General features: G+C 51.7%; 21 protein-coding genes, 1 tRNA gene and 2 rRNA genes. 6 read left to right on the plus strand and 18 right to left on the minus strand.

Features of this window, described 5'->3' with window-relative positions; translation table 11 throughout:
- Positions 1-28: 28 nt before the first annotated feature.
- The 3 genes from ACSOSI_RS23765 to ACSOSI_RS23775 all read right to left on the minus strand — a co-directional run bounded on the left by ACSOSI_RS23765 (position 29) and on the right by ACSOSI_RS23775 (position 4,934).
- A 23S ribosomal RNA gene (locus ACSOSI_RS23765) occupies positions 29-2,937 on the minus strand.
- 235 nt (positions 2,938-3,172) lie between these two features.
- Positions 3,173-3,248, minus strand: a tRNA-Glu gene (locus ACSOSI_RS23770).
- Positions 3,249-3,391: 143 nt separating this feature from the next.
- A 16S ribosomal RNA gene (locus ACSOSI_RS23775) occupies positions 3,392-4,934 on the minus strand.
- The 16S and 23S rRNA genes sit together here with 1 tRNA gene alongside, the layout of an rRNA operon.
- 535 nt (positions 4,935-5,469) lie before the next feature.
- On the opposite strand from ACSOSI_RS23775, the gene ACSOSI_RS23780 reads away from it, so the two are divergent.
- Entirely contained in the window at positions 5,470-6,012 is a 543-nt protein-coding gene (locus tag ACSOSI_RS23780; RefSeq protein ID WP_012147199.1) for a gamma carbonic anhydrase family protein, read from the plus strand.
- A gap of 37 nt (positions 6,013-6,049) precedes the next feature.
- Here ACSOSI_RS23780 and aroE read toward each other — a convergent pair whose 3' ends face one another.
- The 5 genes from aroE to dprA are packed head-to-tail and all read right to left on the minus strand — an operon-like array spanning position 6,050 to position 9,594.
- Positions 6,050-6,868, minus strand: coding sequence for a shikimate dehydrogenase (gene aroE, locus ACSOSI_RS23785; protein ID WP_012147200.1), 819 nt, complete (start codon positions 6,866-6,868; stop codon positions 6,050-6,052).
- Between the two features lie 11 nt (positions 6,869-6,879).
- On the minus strand, positions 6,880-7,449 hold the full coding sequence (tsaC, locus tag ACSOSI_RS23790) for an L-threonylcarbamoyladenylate synthase type 1 TsaC (RefSeq protein ID WP_115183626.1): 570 nt from the start codon (positions 7,447-7,449) through the stop codon (positions 6,880-6,882).
- 7 nt (positions 7,450-7,456) lie between these two features.
- The gene (locus ACSOSI_RS23795; RefSeq protein ID WP_099065716.1) at positions 7,457-8,002 is read right to left on the minus strand and encodes a DNA topoisomerase family protein; all 546 of its coding nucleotides are present in this window, start codon (positions 8,000-8,002) and stop codon (positions 7,457-7,459) included.
- Positions 8,003-8,027: 25 nt separating this feature from the next.
- On the minus strand, positions 8,028-8,501 hold the full coding sequence (gene smg, locus ACSOSI_RS23800) for a DUF494 family protein Smg (RefSeq protein ID WP_012147203.1): 474 nt from the start codon (positions 8,499-8,501) through the stop codon (positions 8,028-8,030).
- Positions 8,473-9,594: a DNA-protecting protein DprA gene (dprA, locus tag ACSOSI_RS23805; protein ID WP_476706258.1), complete on the minus strand. Its 1,122-nt coding sequence runs from the start codon at positions 9,592-9,594 to the stop codon at positions 8,473-8,475. The genes smg and dprA overlap by 29 nt, the downstream gene beginning before the upstream one ends.
- 133 nt (positions 9,595-9,727) lie before the next feature.
- Between dprA and def the strand changes: the two genes are divergently transcribed.
- The 5 genes from def (at position 9,728) to mscL (ending at position 14,573) form a co-directional block, all read left to right on the plus strand.
- On the plus strand, positions 9,728-10,237 hold the full coding sequence (gene def, locus ACSOSI_RS23810) for a peptide deformylase (RefSeq protein ID WP_012147205.1): 510 nt from the start codon (positions 9,728-9,730) through the stop codon (positions 10,235-10,237).
- Positions 10,238-10,254: 17 nt separating this feature from the next.
- Complete coding sequence (fmt, locus tag ACSOSI_RS23815) at positions 10,255-11,199, plus strand: methionyl-tRNA formyltransferase (protein ID WP_476706259.1); 945 nt, start codon at positions 10,255-10,257, stop codon at positions 11,197-11,199.
- 73 nt (positions 11,200-11,272) lie between these two features.
- Positions 11,273-12,562 carry a 16S rRNA (cytosine(967)-C(5))-methyltransferase RsmB gene (rsmB, locus tag ACSOSI_RS23820; RefSeq protein WP_012147207.1) on the plus strand — a complete coding sequence of 430 codons (1,290 nt, stop codon included), beginning with the start codon at positions 11,273-11,275 and terminating at the stop codon, positions 12,560-12,562.
- A 77-nt stretch (positions 12,563-12,639) separates the two neighbouring features.
- Positions 12,640-14,016, plus strand: a complete 1,377-nt coding sequence (trkA, locus tag ACSOSI_RS23825) for a Trk system potassium transporter TrkA (protein WP_012147208.1) — start codon at positions 12,640-12,642, stop codon at positions 14,014-14,016.
- Positions 14,017-14,156: 140 nt separating this feature from the next.
- Positions 14,157-14,573, plus strand: a complete 417-nt coding sequence (gene mscL, locus ACSOSI_RS23830; RefSeq protein ID WP_012147209.1) for a large-conductance mechanosensitive channel protein MscL — start codon at positions 14,157-14,159, stop codon at positions 14,571-14,573.
- A gap of 57 nt (positions 14,574-14,630) precedes the next feature.
- On the opposite strand, the gene ACSOSI_RS23835 is transcribed toward mscL, so the two are convergent.
- The 10 genes from ACSOSI_RS23835 to rplO form a co-directional block, all read right to left on the minus strand.
- Positions 14,631-14,837, minus strand: a complete 207-nt coding sequence (locus ACSOSI_RS23835; RefSeq protein WP_261422770.1) for an alternative ribosome-rescue factor A — start codon at positions 14,835-14,837, stop codon at positions 14,631-14,633.
- Positions 14,838-14,921: 84 nt separating this feature from the next.
- On the minus strand, positions 14,922-15,353 hold the full coding sequence (gene zntR, locus ACSOSI_RS23840) for a Zn(2+)-responsive transcriptional regulator (protein ID WP_012147211.1): 432 nt from the start codon (positions 15,351-15,353) through the stop codon (positions 14,922-14,924).
- A 195-nt stretch (positions 15,354-15,548) separates the two neighbouring features.
- Positions 15,549-15,938 carry a 50S ribosomal protein L17 gene (gene rplQ, locus ACSOSI_RS23845; protein ID WP_004929726.1) on the minus strand — a complete coding sequence of 130 codons (390 nt, stop codon included), beginning with the start codon at positions 15,936-15,938 and terminating at the stop codon, positions 15,549-15,551.
- Between the two features lie 40 nt (positions 15,939-15,978).
- On the minus strand, positions 15,979-16,968 hold the full coding sequence (locus ACSOSI_RS23850; protein ID WP_002919219.1) for a DNA-directed RNA polymerase subunit alpha: 990 nt from the start codon (positions 16,966-16,968) through the stop codon (positions 15,979-15,981).
- 25 nt (positions 16,969-16,993) lie between these two features.
- Positions 16,994-17,614, minus strand: a complete 621-nt coding sequence (gene rpsD / locus ACSOSI_RS23855) for a 30S ribosomal protein S4 (RefSeq protein WP_012147212.1) — start codon at positions 17,612-17,614, stop codon at positions 16,994-16,996.
- 31 nt (positions 17,615-17,645) lie between these two features.
- Positions 17,646-18,035 (minus strand): 30S ribosomal protein S11, encoded by a 390-nt coding sequence (rpsK, locus tag ACSOSI_RS23860; RefSeq protein WP_004951128.1) that lies wholly within the window; start codon positions 18,033-18,035, stop codon positions 17,646-17,648.
- 16 nt (positions 18,036-18,051) lie between these two features.
- Positions 18,052-18,408, minus strand: a complete 357-nt coding sequence (rpsM, locus tag ACSOSI_RS23865; RefSeq protein WP_012147213.1) for a 30S ribosomal protein S13 — start codon at positions 18,406-18,408, stop codon at positions 18,052-18,054.
- Between the two features lie 146 nt (positions 18,409-18,554).
- The gene (rpmJ, locus tag ACSOSI_RS23870) at positions 18,555-18,671 is read right to left on the minus strand and encodes a 50S ribosomal protein L36 (RefSeq protein ID WP_002227352.1); all 117 of its coding nucleotides are present in this window, start codon (positions 18,669-18,671) and stop codon (positions 18,555-18,557) included.
- Positions 18,672-18,703: 32 nt separating this feature from the next.
- Complete coding sequence (secY, locus tag ACSOSI_RS23875; protein ID WP_004929740.1) at positions 18,704-20,035, minus strand: preprotein translocase subunit SecY; 1,332 nt, start codon at positions 20,033-20,035, stop codon at positions 18,704-18,706.
- Between the two features lie 7 nt (positions 20,036-20,042).
- Positions 20,043-20,477 (minus strand): 50S ribosomal protein L15, encoded by a 435-nt coding sequence (gene rplO, locus ACSOSI_RS23880; RefSeq protein WP_012147214.1) that lies wholly within the window; start codon positions 20,475-20,477, stop codon positions 20,043-20,045.
- Positions 20,478-20,479: the final 2 nt, after the last annotated feature.

A 20,479-nucleotide genomic window follows, 5' to 3' on the forward strand; every position in this document is an offset into this window, starting at 1 on the left:
TCTCAAATCAAAACACTTTTGGTGTTGTAAGGTTAAGTCTCACGGATCATTAGTACTGGTTAGCTCAATGCATCGCTGCACTTACACACCCAGCCTATCAACGTCTTAGTCTTAAACGTTCCTTCAGGGGAATCAAGTTCCCAGGGAAGACTCATCTCGAGGCAAGTTTCGCGCTTAGATGCTTTCAGCGCTTATCTTTTCCGCACTTAGCTACCGGGCAATGCCATTGGCATGACAACCCGAACACCAGTGGTGCGTTCACTCCGGTCCTCTCGTACTAGGAGCAACCCCTCTCAATCTTCCAACGCCCACGGCAGATAGGGACCGAACTGTCTCACGACGTTCTAAACCCAGCTCGCGTACCACTTTAAATGGCGAACAGCCATACCCTTGGGACCTACTTCAGCCCCAGGATGTGATGAGCCGACATCGAGGTGCCAAACACCGCCGTCGATATGAACTCTTGGGCGGTATCAGCCTGTTATCCCCGGAGTACCTTTTATCCGTTGAGCGATGGCCCTTCCATTCAGAACCACCGGATCACTAAGACCTACTTTCGTACCTGCTCGAGCCGTCACTCTCGCAGTCAAGCTAGCTTATGCCTTTGCACTAACCTCACGATGTCCGACCGTGATTAGCTAACCTTCGTGCTCCTCCGTTACTCTTTGGGAGGAGACCGCCCCAGTCAAACTACCCACCAGACACTGTCCTCACCCCGGATTACGGGGCCGAGTTAGAACATCAAACATTAAAGGGTGGTATTTCAAGGTTGGCTCCACGCAGACTGGCGTCCACGCTTCAAAGCCTCCCACCTATCCTACACATCAAGGCTCAATGTTCAGTGTCAAGCTATAGTAAAGGTTCACGGGGTCTTTCCGTCTTGCCGCGGGTACACTGCATCTTCACAGCGAGTTCAATTTCACTGAGTCTCGGGTGGAGACAGCCTGGCCATCATTACGCCATTCGTGCAGGTCGGAACTTACCCGACAAGGAATTTCGCTACCTTAGGACCGTTATAGTTACGGCCGCCGTTTACTGGGGCTTCGATCAAGAGCTTCGCCTTGCGGCTGACCCCATCAATTAACCTTCCAGCACCGGGCAGGCGTCACACCGTATACGTCCACTTTCGTGTTTGCACAGTGCTGTGTTTTTATTAAACAGTTGCAGCCAGCTGGTATCTGCGACTGGCTTCGGCTCCGAGAGCAAGTCTCTTCACCTACGCGCCAGCGTGCCTTCTCCCGAAGTTACGGCACCATTTTGCCTAGTTCCTTCACCCGAGTTCTCTCAAGCGCCTTGGTATTCTCTACCTGACCACCTGTGTCGGTTTGGGGTACGATTCTGTGTTACCTGATGCTTAGAGGCTTTTCCTGGAAGCTTGGCATCAACTACTTCTGCACCGTAGTGCATCGTCATCACGCCTCAGGGTTAGATAAGTCACCGGATTTACCAGGTCACTCCCCCTACACGCTTAAACCGGGACAACCGTCGCCCGGCTAGCCTAGCCTTCTCCGTCCCCCCTTCGCAGTAACACCGAGTACAGGAATATTAACCTGTTTCCCATCGACTACGCCTTTCGGCCTCGCCTTAGGGGTCGACTCACCCTGCCCCGATTAACGTTGGACAGGAACCCTTGGTCTTCCGGCGAGCGGGTTTTTCACCCGCTTTATCGTTACTTATGTCAGCATTCGCACTTCTGATACCTCCAGCAACCCTCACAGGCCACCTTCAACGGCTTACAGAACGCTCCCCTACCCAACAACGCCTAAGCGTCGCTGCCGCAGCTTCGGTGCATGGTTTAGCCCCGTTACATCTTCCGCGCAGGCCGACTCGACCAGTGAGCTATTACGCTTTCTTTAAATGATGGCTGCTTCTAAGCCAACATCCTGGCTGTCTATGCCTTCCCACATCGTTTCCCACTTAACCATGACTTTGGGACCTTAGCTGGCGGTCTGGGTTGTTTCCCTCTTCACGACGGACGTTAGCACCCGCCGTGTGTCTCCCGTGATAACATTCTTCGGTATTCGGAGTTTGCATCGGTTTGGTAAGCCGGGATGGCCCCCTAGCCGAAACAGTGCTCTACCCCCGAAGATGAGTTCACGAGGCGCTACCTAAATAGCTTTCGGGGAGAACCAGCTATCTCCCGGTTTGATTGGCCTTTCACCCCCAGCCACAAGTCATCCGCTAATTTTTCAACATTAGTCGGTTCGGTCCTCCAGTTAGTGTTACCCAACCTTCAACCTGCCCATGGCTAGATCACCGGGTTTCGGGTCTATACCTTGCAACTATTCGCCCAGTTAAGACTCGGTTTCCCTACGGCTCCCCTATACGGTTAACCTTGCTACAAAATATAAGTCGCTGACCCATTATACAAAAGGTACGCAGTCACCCAACTAGTAGGCTCCCACTGCTTGTACGTACACGGTTTCAGGTTCTATTTCACTCCCCTCGCCGGGGTTCTTTTCGCCTTTCCCTCACGGTACTGGTTCACTATCGGTCAGTCAGGAGTATTTAGCCTTGGAGGATGGTCCCCCCATATTCAGACAGGATGTCACGTGTCCCGCCCTACTCATCGAACTCACAATTAATGCATTTTAGTGTACGGGACTATCACCCTTTACTGTGCGACTTTCCAGACGCTTCCACTAACACAAGAACTGATTCAGGTTCTGGGCTCCTCCCCGTTCGCTCGCCGCTACTGGGGGAATCTCGGTTGATTTCTTTTCCTCGGGGTACTTAGATGTTTCAGTTCCCCCGGTTCGCCTCATACGACTATGTATTCATCGTATGATAGTGCAACGAATTGCACTGGGTTTCCCCATTCGGGTATCGCCGGTTATAACGGTTTATATCACCTTACCGACGCTTATCGCAGATTAACACGCCCTTCATCGCCTCTGACTGCCTAGGCATCCACCGTGTACGCTTAGTCACTTAACCTCACAACCCAAAAGTGTTTCCACCTTCGTGCTGCTACATTTGAGAGACTCTATGACAGGTTAATCCTTACTCCAATACATCTACGGAGGAGTAAGTTTCAGCTGTCATGTTTCAATTTTCAGCTTGTTCCAGATTGTTAAAGAGCAATATCTTAAACACGACTCGTTAAAGTCATCTTTAAGATGTTTTCGATGCAGCAAGCACCGGTGATAATGTCTTTCACTCATTATCGGAATGGCGTCCCCAAGGGGATTCGAACCCCTGTTACAGCCGTGAAAGGGCAGTGTCCTAGGCCTCTAGACGATGGGGACACGAAATTCCGATTAGACTCTCGTCTTAATCGGTTCGTATCAGCATGAGTCAGAGACTCATTACATCAACAGGTAGCGCTTTTGCTCATTACTTTTCTATCAGACAATCTGTGTGAGCACTTCACGCAATCAATATCATTAGGTAAGGAGGTGATCCAACCGCAGGTTCCCCTACGGTTACCTTGTTACGACTTCACCCCAGTCATGAATCACAAAGTGGTAAGCGCCCTCCCGAAGGTTAAGCTACCTACTTCTTTTGCAACCCACTCCCATGGTGTGACGGGCGGTGTGTACAAGGCCCGGGAACGTATTCACCGTAGCATTCTGATCTACGATTACTAGCGATTCCGACTTCACGGAGTCGAGTTGCAGACTCCGATCCGGACTACGACGTACTTTATGAGGTCCGCTGGCTCTCGCGAGTTCGCTTCTCTTTGTATACGCCATTGTAGCACGTGTGTAGCCCTACTCGTAAGGGCCATGATGACTTGACGTCATCCCCACCTTCCTCCGGTTTATCACCGGCAGTCTCCTTTGAGTTCCCACCATTACGTGCTGGCAACAAAGGATAAGGGTTGCGCTCGTTGCGGGACTTAACCCAACATTTCACAACACGAGCTGACGACAGCCATGCAGCACCTGTCTCAGAGTTCCCGAAGGCACTAAGCTATCTCTAGCGAATTCTCTGGATGTCAAGAGTAGGTAAGGTTCTTCGCGTTGCATCGAATTAAACCACATGCTCCACCGCTTGTGCGGGCCCCCGTCAATTCATTTGAGTTTTAACCTTGCGGCCGTACTCCCCAGGCGGTCGACTTAACGCGTTAGCTCCGGAAGCCACGCCTCAAGGGCACAACCTCCAAGTCGACATCGTTTACAGCGTGGACTACCAGGGTATCTAATCCTGTTTGCTCCCCACGCTTTCGCACCTGAGCGTCAGTCTTTGTCCAGGGGGCCGCCTTCGCCACCGGTATTCCTCCAGATCTCTACGCATTTCACCGCTACACCTGGAATTCTACCCCCCTCTACAAGACTCTAGCTTGCCAGTTTCAAATGCAGTTCCCACGTTAAGCGCGGGGATTTCACATCTGACTTAACAAACCGCCTGCGTGCGCTTTACGCCCAGTAATTCCGATTAACGCTTGCACCCTCCGTATTACCGCGGCTGCTGGCACGGAGTTAGCCGGTGCTTCTTCTGCGAGTAACGTCAATGCAATGTGCTATTAACACACTACCCTTCCTCCTCGCTGAAAGTGCTTTACAACCCGAAGGCCTTCTTCACACACGCGGCATGGCTGCATCAGGCTTGCGCCCATTGTGCAATATTCCCCACTGCTGCCTCCCGTAGGAGTCTGGACCGTGTCTCAGTTCCAGTGTGGCTGGTCATCCTCTCAGACCAGCTAGGGATCGTCGCCTAGGTGAGCCATTACCCCACCTACTAGCTAATCCCATCTGGGCACATCTGATGGCGTGAGGCCCGAAGGTCCCCCACTTTGGTCCGAAGACGTTATGCGGTATTAGCTACCGTTTCCAGTAGTTATCCCCCTCCATCAGGCAGTTTCCCAGACATTACTCACCCGTCCGCCGCTCGTCACCCAGAGAGCAAGCTCTCCTGTGCTACCGCTCGACTTGCATGTGTTAGGCCTGCCGCCAGCGTTCAATCTGAGCCATGATCAAACTCTTCAATTAAAAGCTTGATTTGCTTCAACTCGTGAAGCGATGCTCGAAAATAACTTTCGTAATAATCAGACCGTTGACGAATCAACTGACTGACTTATTGCTTGGTCACTCTTCAAGACTTGATATTTTTTCGAACCCGAAGGTTCTGGATATCGTCTTGTGGAGTGCCCACACAGATTGTCTGATAAATTGTTAAAGAGCAGTGAGTTAGCCGCCGTAGCTTGCCATCTCGAGGTGGCGTATATTACGCTTTCCTCTTTCAGAGTCAACCCCTAATTTTCAGGATTTTTTCTCTTTCTTCCCGGCCGCTATGTGAAGTGAATCACTTGCGCCGTGTCGATGGAGGCGCATTATAGGGAACCGAGTTTTTTGCACAACCCCTTTTTTGATCTTTTCTTACTGTTTGCACACTTTTCGGCCCTTTCGGGTGGATCTTGCGCGATCAGGGCCGTTTTCCGCAGGATCCATCACTTCAGTTGGTTGTAATTCCACCGCCAACGTCTAGTATTGCCGGTAAATATGATCCCGATGCGAGGCTATTACCATGTCTGATGCAGTACGTTCTTATCTTCATTACTCTCCTAAACTGGGCCTGCGCGTCATGATCGACCCTTCCAGTGTGGTGATCGGTAACGTTGAGCTGGCCGATGACGTCAGTATCTGGCCGTTGGTTGCTATCCGCGGAGATGTGAACGCAGTAAAAATCGGTGCACGCAGCAATATTCAGGATGGCAGCGTGTTGCACGTAACCCATAAGTCTGAATATAACCCTGAGGGTTACCCATTATTGATCGGTGAAGACGTTACTGTTGGGCACAAGGCCATGTTGCATGGCTGCGCCATAGGCAATCGGGTGCTGGTAGGTATGGGATCGATCCTGTTGGATGGTGCAGTAATAGAAGATGATGTGATGATTGGTGCCGGCAGCCTGGTTGCTCCGGGTAAACGCCTGGAGAGTGGTTATCTCTATATGGGCAGCCCGGCACGCCAGGTTCGCCCATTGACCGCTGCGGAACGGGAAGGGTTGCTTTACTCTTCTACTAACTATGTACGTTGGAAAGACGAATATTTGTCAGAAGATATCTGACAGGCGCCCGTTCCCTCTCAGGGGAACGGGCTCAGAGTTACACTGCCAGTTCGTGACGCAGCTGGCGTAATACCGGTTCGATCTCCGGCATCACACCATGCCACAGCAGGAACGCATGCGCGGCCTGCCCCACCAGCATCCCTAAACCGTCGGCATATTCTGTGGCACCCTGTTGCTGCGCCCAGGCCAGAAACGGAGTTAATCCCTGCTGATAAAACATGTCATAACAACGCGTATGGCCATTGACCGTACCAACCGGTAGCGCCGGGATGTCACCGCTGATACCGGATGCCGTGGCGTTAATCACTAAATCAAACCGCTGTTGATCAAGTTGATCCAGGGGTAACGCGGATATTTCACCCAGATGCTGGAACACCTGCGCCAATGTCTGCGCACGGCTAAAAGTACGGTTGGTGATCACCACTTCACAACCAAAAGACAGTAGCGGCAAGATCGCGCCACGTGCCGCGCCACCAGCCCCCACCAACAGGATACGATCCTTGGGTTGGATCAACCCCTGACGTTCAAGATCGGTCAGCAGGCCGATCCCGTCAGTGTTGTCACCCAGTAACCCACCGTCTGGCAGTATCTTCAAGGTATTTACCGCACCGGCCAGCGAGGCTCGTTGACTCAGTTCGGTCGCCGCTTCATAAGCATTTTCTTTAAAAGGCACCGTGACGTTCGCTCCCTTGCCACCCGCCTGAATAAACGTCTGCAAAGTGGTTTCGAAACCATCCAGTGGTGCCAGCACAGTGCCATAGGGATGTTCTATCCCTGTTTGCGCGGCAAATAGCGCATGAATACGCGGTGACTTGCTGTGGCCGATAGGGTTACCGAATACTGCAAACTTCTCCATGCACGTTGCCTCTAGCCTTGACGGATCTGCTCACCGGTCAGGACATCTCTGATTTCGGAAGGGTTAAGACGGCCACCGACGCTACCGGCCAGCAGCGGGAAAGCGGCACCAAACTGCTGCTGTACTTCATCGACACTGCGACAAGGCTCTTGCCCGCTGAGATTGGCGCTGGTCGATACCAGCGGTTTGCCAAACTGCCGACAAAGTTGCTGTACCAACGGATGATCGCTAACACGTACCGCCAACGAATTGAAACGGCCGGTCAGCAAACGCGAGGTTTCCGACCGGGCAGGGATCACCCAGGTCACCGGCCCCGGCCAGCTGGCAAACATCGTAGCGCGTTGCTGTTCGTTCAACGCGGTGTCATCTATATAAGGTGTTAACTGTGCGTAATCCGCTGCAATCAGGATCAATCCTTTTTCCCATGGGCGCTGTTTCAGTGCCAATAAGGCATTAACCGCCTGCTCGCTGTCGGGATCGCAACCCAGGCCAAACACCGCCTCGGTCGGATAGGCAATGACCTGTTGATTATGCAGTGCGTCAATAATTGGCGTGAAGATGGCTGTGGATTCTGAGCTCATGATGTCATTATTCTGTGGTTACTACGGGTTTCCCGCAAAGTTTACTGGCACAGCAAAGGGTTGGACCTTTCGCCGTGCGCTTTTCCATCAGTAACGGATAGTGGCAGTACTCACACTCACCGGCAACGGGTTTAAAATTGAGAACAAACTGGCATTCAGGGTAGCGATCGCATGAGTGAAACACTTTGCCATAGCGCGATTTCCGCTGCAGCAATTTGCCCTGTTCGCACTGCGGACAGCTGATACTGGTTTCGTCAGGTTTATCGATAACCTCGGTATGGTCGCACTCCGGGTAGTTACTGCAAGCGATAAACATGCCGTAACGTCCCTGGCGCAAGGCCAGCGTCGCCTGGCATTTTGGACATTCCTGTCCATCCAGCATTTTGACGATATGGCCATCGGCCTGCGCTTTCAGCGGCCGGATATGTTGGCATTCAGGGTAACGGCTACAGCCGAGGAAGGGGCCGTGGCGACCACTGCGGATCACCAGCTCGGCCCCGCATTCCGGACAGGGTTCATTTTGCCTGGCGGCAAAAATCGCGGCTTTTGTCATAACTTCTTCTATGCATGTTATCGGCTCAGTGCAGATAACCTTCGTTTACTTCAAACAACAGTTCTTCCATTTGCTGATAGGCACTTTCATATCCGGGAATATTAAACAGCACCATCAGCACCACCCATTTCAGATCTTCGAGATCGAATTCCGTGTTATCCAAAGCCATAACACGATCGATAACCATTTCACGGGTTTCGAGGTTCAATACCTGAATCTGCTCCAGGAACAGGAGGAAACCACGGCAACTGGCATCCAAACGCACGCCTTCTTCTTCGGTGTAAATCCGCATTGCCAGCGGATCGGCATCCATAAAATACGGCGCATTTTCGCCTTCCTGCAGGTCGGCGAGTTTTTCAAGCCAATTCAACGCGTTGTAGATATCATCCCGATGAAACCCCGCCTGAGCGAGATCATCAGTCAGTTGATCCTGATCGACGCGCATCTCTGGTTCATTGTGGATATAAGTTTCAAACAAGTACATCAGTACGTCGAACATGGCCTGCCCTCCTTATTCGGACATAGCCGCCGGGTACAGCTGCGATCCACCCTGCTAACTCCAGATCGAGTAATTTGATTACCACCTCTGGCACAGGTTGGCCGGCACGTTCAGCGACGACGTCAACAGGTGTCACCTCATCTCCTACGTTAGCCAACACATCGGCAAATGGCAATTCAACTTCGGCCTCTGACGCACAAATAGTTGTATTTTCGTTCAGTGACAGCCAATGCAGCCCACTTCCCAGTTGTTCAGCGATCTCTTTCGGGCCAGTTACCAGATAGGCTCCCTGTTGGATCAACCAATGCGTGCCCTCGCTCATCGGGTTGCCCAGCGCCCCAGGTAAAGCGAATACTTCACGCCCCTGCTCCAGCGCATAACGTGCGGTAATCAGCGTTCCACTGCGCAAAGAGGCTTCAATCACCACCACACCCAGACTCAACCCACTAATGATACGGTTACGACGAGGAAAATGATCTGGCATCGGCAGATCGGTGACCAGATATTCAGAGATCAATGCCCCACCGTTCTCAACAATTCGTTCCGCCAGGCGGCGATGTCGGCGCGGATAGATGTTGTCCAAGCCGCTGCCTAATACGGCTACCGTTCCTCCTTCCGCCGCCAGCGCCGCGCGGTGGCAAATACTGTCAATGCCAAGCGCCAGCCCACTGGTGATGGTAAACCCGCAGTGCACTAATCCGGTGGCAAAGTAATTGGCCCAGTGTTCACCGTAATGACTAAACTGACGGCTACCTACCATGGCGATTTGCGGCTGCTGCACAGCAGCCGGATTTCCCTTTACCAGCAGCAACAGCGGAGCATCATCGATAGGGAGCAATAGTTCTGGGTAACCGACCTCACCGTAGACCCACATCAAGTTGCCGGGCTGTTCCAACCAGGCAAGCGTAGCCGCCAGATAGCGCGGATCGGCCTGACGAAACTGGGCCTGCTGTCGCTCATTCAACCCCAATTCCCGAAACAGGAGATAAGGCTCTCCTCCAGTCGTCACCATCTGCCGTATTATCTGGCTGGCCTGCGCCGCCCCCAGCCCGGTGACCCCACGCATCCGTAAGCCGATTTCCTGTGCCTGCATCGCCTGTTCCCTCGCAGAAAATGGTGGTATTACCAATTCGAGCAATTGGTGCGCAATGCTGTCAATCAGGCTGGGAAATGTCTAGAATAGAAGCTAAACCTCGTTTATCACTCGGATACAGATCTCAAGATATATGTCAGTATTGCAGGTATTACATTACCCAGATGACCGGCTGCGCAAAGTCGCGGCCCCGGTAAAAGAAGTCAATGCGAATATCCAGCGCATCGTGGATGATATGTTTGAAACCATGTACGCAGAGGAAGGCATTGGCCTGGCTGCGACACAGGTGGATATCCATCAGCGTATTATCGTCATTGACGTTTCTGAGAACCGCGATCAGCGCCTGGTGCTGATCAACCCGGAACTGCTGGAAAAAAGCGGTGAAACCGGGATTGAGGAAGGCTGCCTTTCCATTCCTGAACAACGTGCTTTAGTCCCGCGCGCCGCTGCTGTGAAAATCAGAGCGCTGGACCGTGACGGTAAACCTTTTGAGCTGGAAGCCGACGACCTGTTGGCCATCTGTATCCAGCATGAGATGGACCACCTGGTAGGCAAGCTGTTCGTCGATTACCTGTCGCCACTCAAGCGCCAGCGTATCCGTCAGAAACTGGAAAAAATGGCCAAGCTTAACGCCCGCGCCTAACCGATCAGGAAATCAACGTGTCTGACTCTTTACGGATTATTTTCGCCGGAACTCCAGACTTCGCAGCGCGTCATCTTGACGCGCTGTTGTCATCTGGGCACCAGATTGTCGGGGTTTTCACTCAACCCGACCGCCCTGCGGGTCGCGGCAATAAGCTGACGCCCAGCCCAGTCAAGGTTCTGGCCGAGCAGCACCATTTACCGGTGTTTCAGCCCAAATCACTGCGCCCGGAAGAGAATCAGCACCTGGTTGCCGATCTCAACGCCGATGTCATGGTGGTCGTGGCTTATGGTCTGATTCTGCCCAAAGCGGTGTTGGATATGCCGCGACTCGGTTGCATTAACGTCCATGGTTCACTGCTGCCTCGCTGGCGTGGAGCCGCACCGATCCAACGTTCACTGTGGGCCGGCGATCATGAAACCGGCGTTACCATCATGCAGATGGACGTGGGTTTGGACACCGGCGATATGATGCACAAGATTGCCTGCCCGATCGAAGCCGATGACACCAGCGCCAGCCTGTACGATAAACTGGCGCAGCTCGGCCCGCAGGGCATGCTGACCACGTTGCAGCAGATGGCTGCAGGTACGGCGAAACGTGAAGTGCAGGATGAATCGCTGGTCACCTATGCCGAAAAGCTGAGCAAAGAAGAAGCCCGCCTGGACTGGAACCTGCCCGCCGTGCAGCTTGAACGCTGCGTTCGTGCCTTCAACCCGTGGCCAGTCAGTTACTTCACCATTGACGATCAACCGGTGAAAGTGTGGCAGGCAACGGTGCTGACACAAAACGCGGATGCAGAACCTGGCACCATCATCCATGCCGACAAGCACGGTATTCAGGTGGCGACCGCCGAAGGCATTCTTAACCTGACTCAACTGCAGCCGGCAGGCAAAAAACCCATGTCTGCTCAGGATTTGCTGAACTCACGTCGTGAATGGTTTACGCCGGGCAACCGGTTATAAACCGCCCCCACTGCCCGGCCAATAATCGCCGGGCTGTTTCTTTCTTAATGCCGATCGTTATCAGCTTTAGCCTATGAAAAACAATTACAATCTCCGCAGCATCGCAGCCATTGCCATCGGTCAGGTGTTGGATCAGGGGCAGTCACTCAGTACTGTCCTGCCGTCACTGCAAAAAACCATTTCTGACAAGGATCGTGCTCTGCTGCAAGAACTGTGCTTTGGCACCCTGCGCGTCCTGCCACAGTTGGAATGGTGTATTCAACAATTAATGGCCAAGCCAATGACCGGCAAGCAGCGCACGCTGCACTATTTGTTGATGGTCGGCTTATACCAACTGCTGTATACCCGTATCCCCGCTCATGCGGTGCTGGCGGAAACCGTAGAAGGCGCAGTAGCGCTGAAACGCCCGCAGCTTAAGGGCCTGATCAACGGCGTATTGCGCCAGTTCCAACGCCAGCAAGAAGAATTACTGCAACGCGCTGCCAATAATGACAGCCGCTATCTGCACCCGAGCTGGCTGTTGAAACGTATCCAGCAGGCCTATCCCGCACAGTGGGAGCAGATCATCGATGCCAATAATCAGAAGCCGCCAATGTGGCTGCGCGTCAACCGTTTGCATCATACTCGCGAAGACTACTTGCAGTTGATGGAACAGGCGGGCATTGCCGCGGAACCTCATGCCGAATATCGCGATGCGGTACGTTTGCTGGCACCCTGCGCCGTTACCGACCTGCCAGGCTTTGCCGACGGCTGGGTCACCGTGCAGGATGCCTCCGCGCAGGGCTGTGTCGATCTGCTGGATCCGCAAGACGGGGAACAGATCCTCGATTTGTGTGCGGCTCCCGGTGGAAAAACTACCCATATTTTAGAGGCGGCTCCCAAAGCCCATGTGATGGCCGTCGATATCGATGAACAGCGCCTGAAGCGGGTCAAAGAAAACCTGCAACGTCTGCGTTTACACGCCGAAGTAAAGCAAGGCGATGGCCGCACTCCGCAACAATGGTGCGGCGACAAGCAATTCGATCGCATTTTGCTGGATGCTCCTTGCTCTGCTACCGGTGTGATCCGCCGTCACCCAGATATTAAATGGTTGCGACGCGACAGTGATATCGCTGAACTGGCCGCGCTGCAGGCCGAGATTATTGAGGCCATCTGGCCGCATCTCAAAAGCGGAGGAGTGATGGTGTATGCCACCTGCTCCATCTTGCCGGCAGAAAATGCTGAGCAGGTTAGCGCCTTCCTCCAGCGTCATGCCGATGCCCGTCTGGTTGAAACCGGCAACCAGCAGCAGCCTGGCCGACAGAATCTTCCGCATCCAGAGGATGGGGATGGCTTCTTTTACGCTAAGCTGATTAAAATGTAGCTGTTCAGTACTCTGGGCGCGGCTGTTGCGCCCTTTCAGATAATCTTCAGCGGTTTCAGTGTGAAGCAGAGAAGCGAATGAAAATAATTATTCTTGGCGCGGGTCAGGTTGGCGGGACACTGGCAGAAAACCTGGTGGGTGAAAATAACGATATTACCGTCGTGGATACCGATTCCGGCCGCCTGCGTCAGTTACAGGATAAGTTCGACCTGCGGGTCGTTCAGGGCTACGGCTCTCATCCACGTGTACTCCGGGAAGCGGGGGCGGAAGATGCCGATATGCTGGTTGCCGTCACTAATTCGGACGAAACCAACATGATTGCCTGTCAGATTGCCTACTCGCTGTTTAATACACCTAACCGAATCGCCCGTATCCGTGCGCCAGAATATATCCGCGAGTCAGAGAAGCTGTTTCACCCTGAAGCGGTACCCATCGACCACCTGATCTCACCAGAACAGCTGGTTATCGACTACATCTATAAATTGATTGAGTATCCGGGTGCGCTGCAGGTGGTCAACTTTGCAGAGGGCAAAGTCAGCATTGCCGCGGTAAAAGCCTACTACGGTGGGCCGTTGGTGGGTAATGCCTTGTCTTCAATGCGCGAGCATATGCCGCATATTGATACTCGCGTCGCCGCTATCTTCCGTCAGGATCGACCGATTCGTCCGCAGGGCTCCACCATTATCGAGGCTGGCGATGAAGTGTTCTTTGTAGCTGCATCACAGCATATCCGTGCGGTAATGAGTGAGTTGCAACGACTGGAAAAGCCCTATAAACGCATCATGATTGTTGGCGGTGGCAACGTCGGCGCAGGCCTGGCGCAAAGGTTGGAGAAATCTTACAACGTGAAGCTGATTGAACGTAATCAGCAACGTGCCGCAGAGCTGGCCGAACAACTGCATGACACCATCGTATTTTATGGCGATGCTTCTGACCAGGAGCTGCTGGCAGAAGAACATGTTGATCAGGTGGATGTTTTTATCGCAATCACCAACGATGACGAAGCAAATATCATGTCCGCCATGCTCGCCAAACGTATGGGGGCCAAAAAGGTAATGGTGCTGATTCAGCGTCGTGCCTATGTTGATTTGGTACAAGGCAGCGTCATCGACATTGCAATTTCTCCACAACAAGCCACCATTTCAGCGCTGTTGGGCCACGTGCGGAAAGCAGATATCGTCAGCGTTTCCTCACTCCGTCGCGGCGTCGCGGAAGCCATCGAAGCCATTGCGCACGGCGACGAAAGTACCTCAAAAGTGGTTGGCCGCACCGTTGAAAATATTAAATTGCCGCCAGGTACTACTATTGGCGCCATTGTGCGCGGTGATGACGTTATTATTGCCAACGGCAACAGCAAAATCGAACAGGGCGATCACGTCATTATGTTTATAACCGATAAAAAATTCGTTCCTGACGTTGAGCGGCTGTTCCAGCCAAGTCCTTTCTTCCTGTAGAACAAATGTAGTAATGAATGGTCTATAATTGCGAGGTTGTTCTCTGCCATAGAAAGAGATAAAACTTTTCGCTCCTTTTGTGGCAAAGGGAAATTGCTTTGTTAAACTTGAGTTATTAAATTCTGCAAGGGGTGCGTTCTATGAGTATGATGAAAGAGTTCCGCGAATTTGCCATGCGTGGCAACGTGGTTGACTTGGCAGTGGGTGTAATTATTGGTGCGGCGTTTGGTAAGATCGTATCGTCTTTCGTTGCAGATATCATCATGCCGCCGCTAGGCTTGCTGATCGGTGGGGTTGATTTCAAACAATTCCACCTGGTATTGCGCGAAGCTCAAGGCGCGGTTCCTGCAGTAGTGATGAACTACGGTTCATTCATCCAAACCATTTTCGATTTCGTGATTGTTGCCTTCGCTATTTTCCTGGCAATTAAATTAATGAATAAAGTACGCCGTAAACAGGAAGAAGCGCCGGCAGCGCCGCCTGCGCCAACTGCAGAAGAAAAATTGCTGACTGAAATTCGCGATTTACTGAGCCAACAGCAACAGCCAAAACTATAAAATAGTTTATCTGGGATTACTAAAAAGCCATCTTATTCAGATGGCTTTTTTAATGCCTTAAAACCAGAAGGCCAGTGGTAAATTATCCTTTGATAGTTTACCACTGGCCTCCCAGTTACCGCCTTTTGCGTGTTTATCTTTACGCCGGTAGCTGCCTTTCCCTTTGGTATTTTTCTCAATCCTTTGGCGGAATAACGGATCGTGCAACAGTGCCTCAATGGCATTGTTCTGTATCTGGCCTTTGGTATGACGGTATTTAGTCATGGTAATTCTCCTTGTTTATGTATGGATATAAATCACGGCGATAATACTGCTGCCCGTGTAAAAATTAAAGAGCCGCCAGCCCTTTCAGGCATCTTTTTTTGCCTTTTCATCACTGGCACCCTGTTCTAGCGCTTCCAAAATCGAGCAATAATTGCTGGTATGCGCGCTACCGCAGCAAGCATCGCTGAGGCGCTTTAGCGACTCACGCATCCGGGTCAGCTCTTTAAGCTTATTCTCTACTTCACTGAGCCGTGCATCGACGATCGACTTCGACTCCCGACAGGTATGATGTACAGGGTCAACCCGGATAGATAATAGTTCAGCAATGGTTTCCAATGTAAAACCGAGTTGTTTGGCATAACGGATAAAACGTAACCGCTGCAAGTCTTGCTGACTATACAACCGATAACCGCCCTCGGTACGGATGTTATGATCCATCATTCCCTGCTTCTCGTAGTAACGCACGGTGTCAGGGGTCACGTCAGCAAGCTTTGCCAGTTGGCCAATTTTAAGCATCACTCTTTCTCCGGTGAAAATTTTCCACTCAGTGCACGTTGATATTCACCATGCAAGAAATCGGTACTCATGTTAATAGCGTTAGCATAGCGGATAGAGACGGGGAACTTAAGTCTAGCGGGGAAAGAACGCACGTTTGGCTGACGATAGACGTAAAAAAACCGGGCAAGCCCGGTTTTTTCACGCGTCCACAGATTACTCTGCAGTTGCTACTTCTGCTTGAGACTCAGCACGATCAACCAGCTCGATGTATGCCATCGGCGCGTTGTCGCCTGCGCGGAAGCCACACTTCAGAATGCGAGTGTAACCACCGGCACGGCTCGCGAAACGCGGGCCCAGCTCGTTAAACAGTTTTGCCACGATCTCGTTATCACGAGTACGGGCGAATGCCAGACGACGATTAGCTACGCTGTCGGTCTTGGCAAGAGTAATCAGCGGCTCAACAACGCGACGCAGCTCTTTTGCTTTTGGCAAGGTCGTCTTGATGATCTCATGACGAACCAAAGAGCCGGCCATGTTACGGAACATAGCCTGGCGATGGCTGCTGTTACGGTTCAGTTGACGACCACTCTTACGATGGCGCATGACCTTATCCTTCTCAGTAAAACCTTAACCTGTGATCCGGTTACTCGTCAGCAATGCTTGCCGGTGGCCAGTTTTCCAGGCGCATGCCCAGTGACAGTCCACGGGAGGCCAGCACGTCTTTAATCTCAGTAAGAGATTTTTTACCCAGGTTCGGCGTTTTCAGCAACTCAACCTCGGTACGCTGTACCAGATCACCGATGTAGTGGATAGCTTCTGCCTTAAGGCAGTTAGCAGAGCGGACAGTCAATTCCAGATCGTCAACAGGGCGCAGCAGAATCGGATCGAATTCTGGTTTCTCTTCTTTAACTTCTGGTTGACGAACATCACGTAAGTCAACAAAAGCTTCAAGTTGTTCAGCCAGGATGGTAGCCGCACGGCGGATCGCCTCTTCAGGATCGATCGTGCCATTGGTTTCCATTTCGATGACCAGCTTGTCCAGGTCAGTACGCTGTTCTACACGCGCTGCTTCAACATTGTAGGCAATACGCTCTACAGGGCTATAGCAGGCGTCAACCAACAGACGACCGATCGGGCGCTCATCTTCTTCCGAATGAATTCGGGCAGAAGCCGGCACATAACCACGACCACGTTGAACTTTGATACGCATGCTGATAGCAGCGTTTTCATCGGTCAGGTGGCAGATCACGTGCTGAGGCTTGACGATTTCGACATCACCATCATGGGTAATGTCGGCAGCGGTCACAGGGCCAATGCCAGATTTATTCAGGGTAAGGATAACTTCATCTTTCCCTTGAACTCTCACCGCCAGCCCTTTCAGGTTGAGCAGGATCTCCAGGATATCTTCCTGTACGCCTTCTTTGGTGCTGTACTCATGCAGTACACCATCAATCTCAACCTCGGTCACCGCGCAACCCGGCATAGACGAAAGCAGAATACGGCGCAGTGCATTGCCGAGAGTATGGCCAAAGCCACGCTCTAACGGCTCAAGGGTCACCTTGGCGTGCGTCGAACTGACTTGCTCGATATCTACCAGGCGCGGTTTTAGAAACTCTGTCACAGAACCCTGCATTGTGTCCTCTCTTTGGTACTAAGCCTTACTTGGAGTAAAGCTCGACGATCAGGTGTTCGTTAATGTCCGCAGACAGATCGGTACGTTCAGGCATACGCTTGAACACGCCTTCCATCTTAGCAGCATCAACTTCAAGCCAGGTCGGCTTTTCACGCTGCTCAGCCAGCTCCAGAGAAGCTTTAACACGAGATTGCTTTTTAGCCTTCTCGCGGATGCTGACTACGTCATTCGGAGATACCTGATAAGAAGCGATGTTAACAACGCGACCATTTACCATAATTGCTTTGTGGCTAACCAACTGACGTGACTCTGAACGAGTAGCGCCGAAGCCCATACGGTAAACAACGTTGTCCAAACGACCTTCCAGCAGTTGCAACAGGTTTGCACCGGTGTTGCCCTTCAGGCGTGCTGCTTCTTTGTAATAGTTACGGAATTGACGCTCCAGAACACCGTACATACGGCGAACTTTTTGCTTCTCACGTAACTGTACACCATAGTCAGACAGACGCGGTTTACGCGCACCGTGTTGACCAGGCGGTTGCTCAATTTTACACTTGGTATCGATCGCGCGAACGCCAGACTTCAGGAACAAGTCTGTGCCCTCACGGCGGCTAAGCTTGAGCTTAGGACCCAAATATCTTGCCATTTTCTTTCTCCAACAAACCTAAAAGCTTACGTTATACGCGGCGCTTTTTCGGCGGACGACAACCGTTGTGAGGGATAGGAGTCACATCAGTAATATTAGTGATGCGGAAACCAGCGGCGTTCAGAGCACGAATAGTTGATTCGCGGCCTGGACCCGGTCCCTTAACCATAACTTCCAGATTCTTGATACCGTATTCTTTTACTGCGTCAGCACAACGTTCGGCTGCAACCTGAGCTGCAAACGGAGTTGACTTACGAGAACCACGGAAACCAGAACCACCGGCAGTTGCCCAACCCAATGCATTACCCTGACGATCGGTAATAGTCACAATGGTGTTGTTGAAAGACGCATGGACATGAGCCACGCCGTCAGAGACTTGTTTTCTTACACGCTTACGTGTACGAACAGGTGCCTTTGCCATTATTCAATCACCCTGATTATTTCTTGATTGGTTTACGCGGACCCTTACGGGTACGTGCGTTGGTCTTAGTACGCTGACCGCGAACTGGCAGACCACGACGATGACGCAAACCACGGTAAGTACCAAGATCCATCAGACGCTTGATGCTCAGGGTAACTTCACGACGCAAATCACCTTCTACAGTGAATTTGGCGACTGCTTCACGCAGCTGTTCAATTTGCTCTTCAGACAGCTCACTGATCTTAACATGTTCAGCAATACCCGTAGACGCACAGATAGACTGTGAGCGGGTTTTACCGATTCCGAAGATCGACGTTAAGGCGATTACGGTATGTTTATGATCAGGAATGTTAATGCCTGCTATACGGGCCACTATGCACTCCTACTATTTTATACGGCAACACCATTCTGAAAAGCCCGTTTTCAGGATACTCAAATAATGTTGCAGCTACATACAAAAGATTGGCTGGCTAATCTAGCCAGCTCAACCCAACTTTGCAAGAAAAATATGCGAGATAATCAGCCTTGACGCTGTTTATGCTTCGGCTCGGCGCTGCAAATCACACGAACGACACCGTTACGCTTAACGATTTTGCAGTTACGACATAATTTCTTGACGGAAGCACGAACTTTCATTTTTACTCTCCGTAACTTCTCAAACGAACCTGTTAGCGGTTATAGCCTTTCAGGTTTGCTTTCTTCAATGCAGACTCGTACTGACTTGACATCATCAGAGTTTGCACTTGAGCCATAAAGTCCATGATGACGACAACCACGATCAGTAGCGAGGTACCACCAAAGTAGAATGGTACTTTCATTGCATCACGCATGAACTCCGGGATCAGGCAGATGAAAGTAATGTACATCGCGCCCACCAGGGTTAAACGCGTCATTACTTTATCGATATACTTCGCCGTTTGCTCTCCCGGACGAATTCCTGGTACGAAGGCACCGGACTTCTTCAGGTTATCTGCTGTCTCACGCGGGTTGAAAACCAACGCCGTGTAAAAGAAACAGAAGAAGATGATTGCAGACGCATAGAGTAACACATAAAGCGGTTGCCCTGGCTGCAAATACAGCGAAATCGTTGTCAGCCAGTTCCAACCGGTACCGCCCCCAAACCATGATGCAATCGTGGCAGGGAACAGAATAATGCTGGAAGCGAAGATTGCCGGGATAACCCCTGCCATGTTCACTTTCAACGGTAAGTGTGTGCTCTGTGCTGCATAAACACGACGACCTTGTTGACGTTTCGCATAGTTAACGACGATACGACGTTGACCACGTTCGATGAAAACAACGAAGAAGGTTACTGCAAACACCAATACTGCAACCAACAGCAACAGGAGGAAGTGCAGGTCGCCTTGCCGGGCTTGTTCGATAGTATGGGCCACAGCCGGCGGGAGTCCCGCTACAATGCCTGCAAAGATAATGATCGAGATACCGTTACCGATACCACGTTCAGTAATCTGTTCACCCAGCCACATCAGGAACATTGTCCCGGTAACCAAGCTCACTACTGCAGTAAAGTAGAACGCAAAGCCTGGATTTAACACCAGACCTTGCATACCAGGCATATTCGGCAAACCGGTAGCAATACCGATCGACTGGAATATAGCCAACACCAGCGTACCGTAACGGGTGTACTGACTAATCTTGCGACGGCCAGCCTCCCCTTCTTTCTTGATTTCTGCTAACGCTGGATGAACCACCGTTAACAGCTGGATAATGATCGACGCCGAAATATACGGCATGATCCCCAGGGCAAAGATAGAAGCACGGCTGAGGGCACCACCAGAGAACATGTTAAACATTTCAATGATAGTGCCTCTCTGCTGCTCGAGCAATTTGGCAAGCACAGTGGCATCGATACCAGGAATCGGAATAAAAGAGCCGATACGGAAGACAATCAGCGCGCCGATTACAAACAAAAGTCTGCGCTTCAGCTCGCCGAGCCCGCCTTTAGCACTTTGAAAATCTAATCCTGGTTGCTTAGCCATCTGCTACTTATTCCTCAATTTTACCGCCAGCAGCTTCGATAGCAGCACGAGCGCCTTTGGTGACACGCAGACCACGCAGGGTAACCGGACGAGCGATTTCGCCAGAAAGCATAACTTTCGCGAATTCGATCTGGACACCAACAACGTTAGCGGCTTTCAGCGTGTTCAGGTCGATTACGTCGCCTTCAACAAGAGCCAGTTCAGACAGACGAACTTCTGCCGTGATCATAGCTTTGCGAGAGGTGAAGCCGAATTTCGGCAAACGACGATATAAAGGCATCTGACCACCTTCAAAACCACGACGTACGCCACCGCCAGAACGTGAGTTCTGACCTTTGTGACCACGACCAGCGGTTTTACCCAGGCCAGAACCAATACCACGACCTACACGCTTAGGCGCATGCTTGGCACCTTCAGCCGGAGACAGAGTATTTAAACGCATCT

This window comes from Serratia sp. AR11 (assembly GCF_056376275.1).

Bases quoted from the DNA above. Each gene is read 5' to 3' on its own strand.
- trkA (WP_012147208.1), top strand. From the start codon at position 12,640: ATGAAAATAATTATTCTTGGCGCGGGTCAGGTTGGCGGGACACTGGCA.
- rplQ (WP_004929726.1), bottom strand. From the start codon at position 15,938: ATGCGCCATCGTAAGAGTGGTCGTCAACTGAACCGTAACAGCAGCCAT.
- def (WP_012147205.1), top strand. From the start codon at position 9,728: ATGTCAGTATTGCAGGTATTACATTACCCAGATGACCGGCTGCGCAAA.
- rpmJ (WP_002227352.1), bottom strand. From the start codon at position 18,671: ATGAAAGTTCGTGCTTCCGTCAAGAAATTATGTCGTAACTGCAAAATC.
- ACSOSI_RS23780 (WP_012147199.1), top strand. From the start codon at position 5,470: ATGTCTGATGCAGTACGTTCTTATCTTCATTACTCTCCTAAACTGGGC.
- mscL (WP_012147209.1), top strand. From the start codon at position 14,157: ATGAGTATGATGAAAGAGTTCCGCGAATTTGCCATGCGTGGCAACGTG.
- rpsD (WP_012147212.1), bottom strand. From the start codon at position 17,614: ATGGCAAGATATTTGGGTCCTAAGCTCAAGCTTAGCCGCCGTGAGGGC.
- rplO (WP_012147214.1), bottom strand. From the start codon at position 20,477: ATGCGTTTAAATACTCTGTCTCCGGCTGAAGGTGCCAAGCATGCGCCT.
- tsaC (WP_115183626.1), bottom strand. From the start codon at position 7,449: ATGAGCTCAGAATCCACAGCCATCTTCACGCCAATTATTGACGCACTG.
- ACSOSI_RS23835 (WP_261422770.1), bottom strand. From the start codon at position 14,837: ATGACTAAATACCGTCATACCAAAGGCCAGATACAGAACAATGCCATT.
- smg (WP_012147203.1), bottom strand. From the start codon at position 8,501: ATGTTCGACGTACTGATGTACTTGTTTGAAACTTATATCCACAATGAA.
- aroE (WP_012147200.1), bottom strand. From the start codon at position 6,868: ATGGAGAAGTTTGCAGTATTCGGTAACCCTATCGGCCACAGCAAGTCA.
- ACSOSI_RS23850 (WP_002919219.1), bottom strand. From the start codon at position 16,968: ATGCAGGGTTCTGTGACAGAGTTTCTAAAACCGCGCCTGGTAGATATC.
- ACSOSI_RS23795 (WP_099065716.1), bottom strand. From the start codon at position 8,002: ATGACAAAAGCCGCGATTTTTGCCGCCAGGCAAAATGAACCCTGTCCG.
- secY (WP_004929740.1), bottom strand. From the start codon at position 20,035: ATGGCTAAGCAACCAGGATTAGATTTTCAAAGTGCTAAAGGCGGGCTC.
- rpsK (WP_004951128.1), bottom strand. From the start codon at position 18,035: ATGGCAAAGGCACCTGTTCGTACACGTAAGCGTGTAAGAAAACAAGTC.
- zntR (WP_012147211.1), bottom strand. From the start codon at position 15,353: ATGCTTAAAATTGGCCAACTGGCAAAGCTTGCTGACGTGACCCCTGAC.
- rsmB (WP_012147207.1), top strand. From the start codon at position 11,273: ATGAAAAACAATTACAATCTCCGCAGCATCGCAGCCATTGCCATCGGT.
- dprA (WP_476706258.1), bottom strand. From the start codon at position 9,594: ATGCAGGCACAGGAAATCGGCTTACGGATGCGTGGGGTCACCGGGCTG.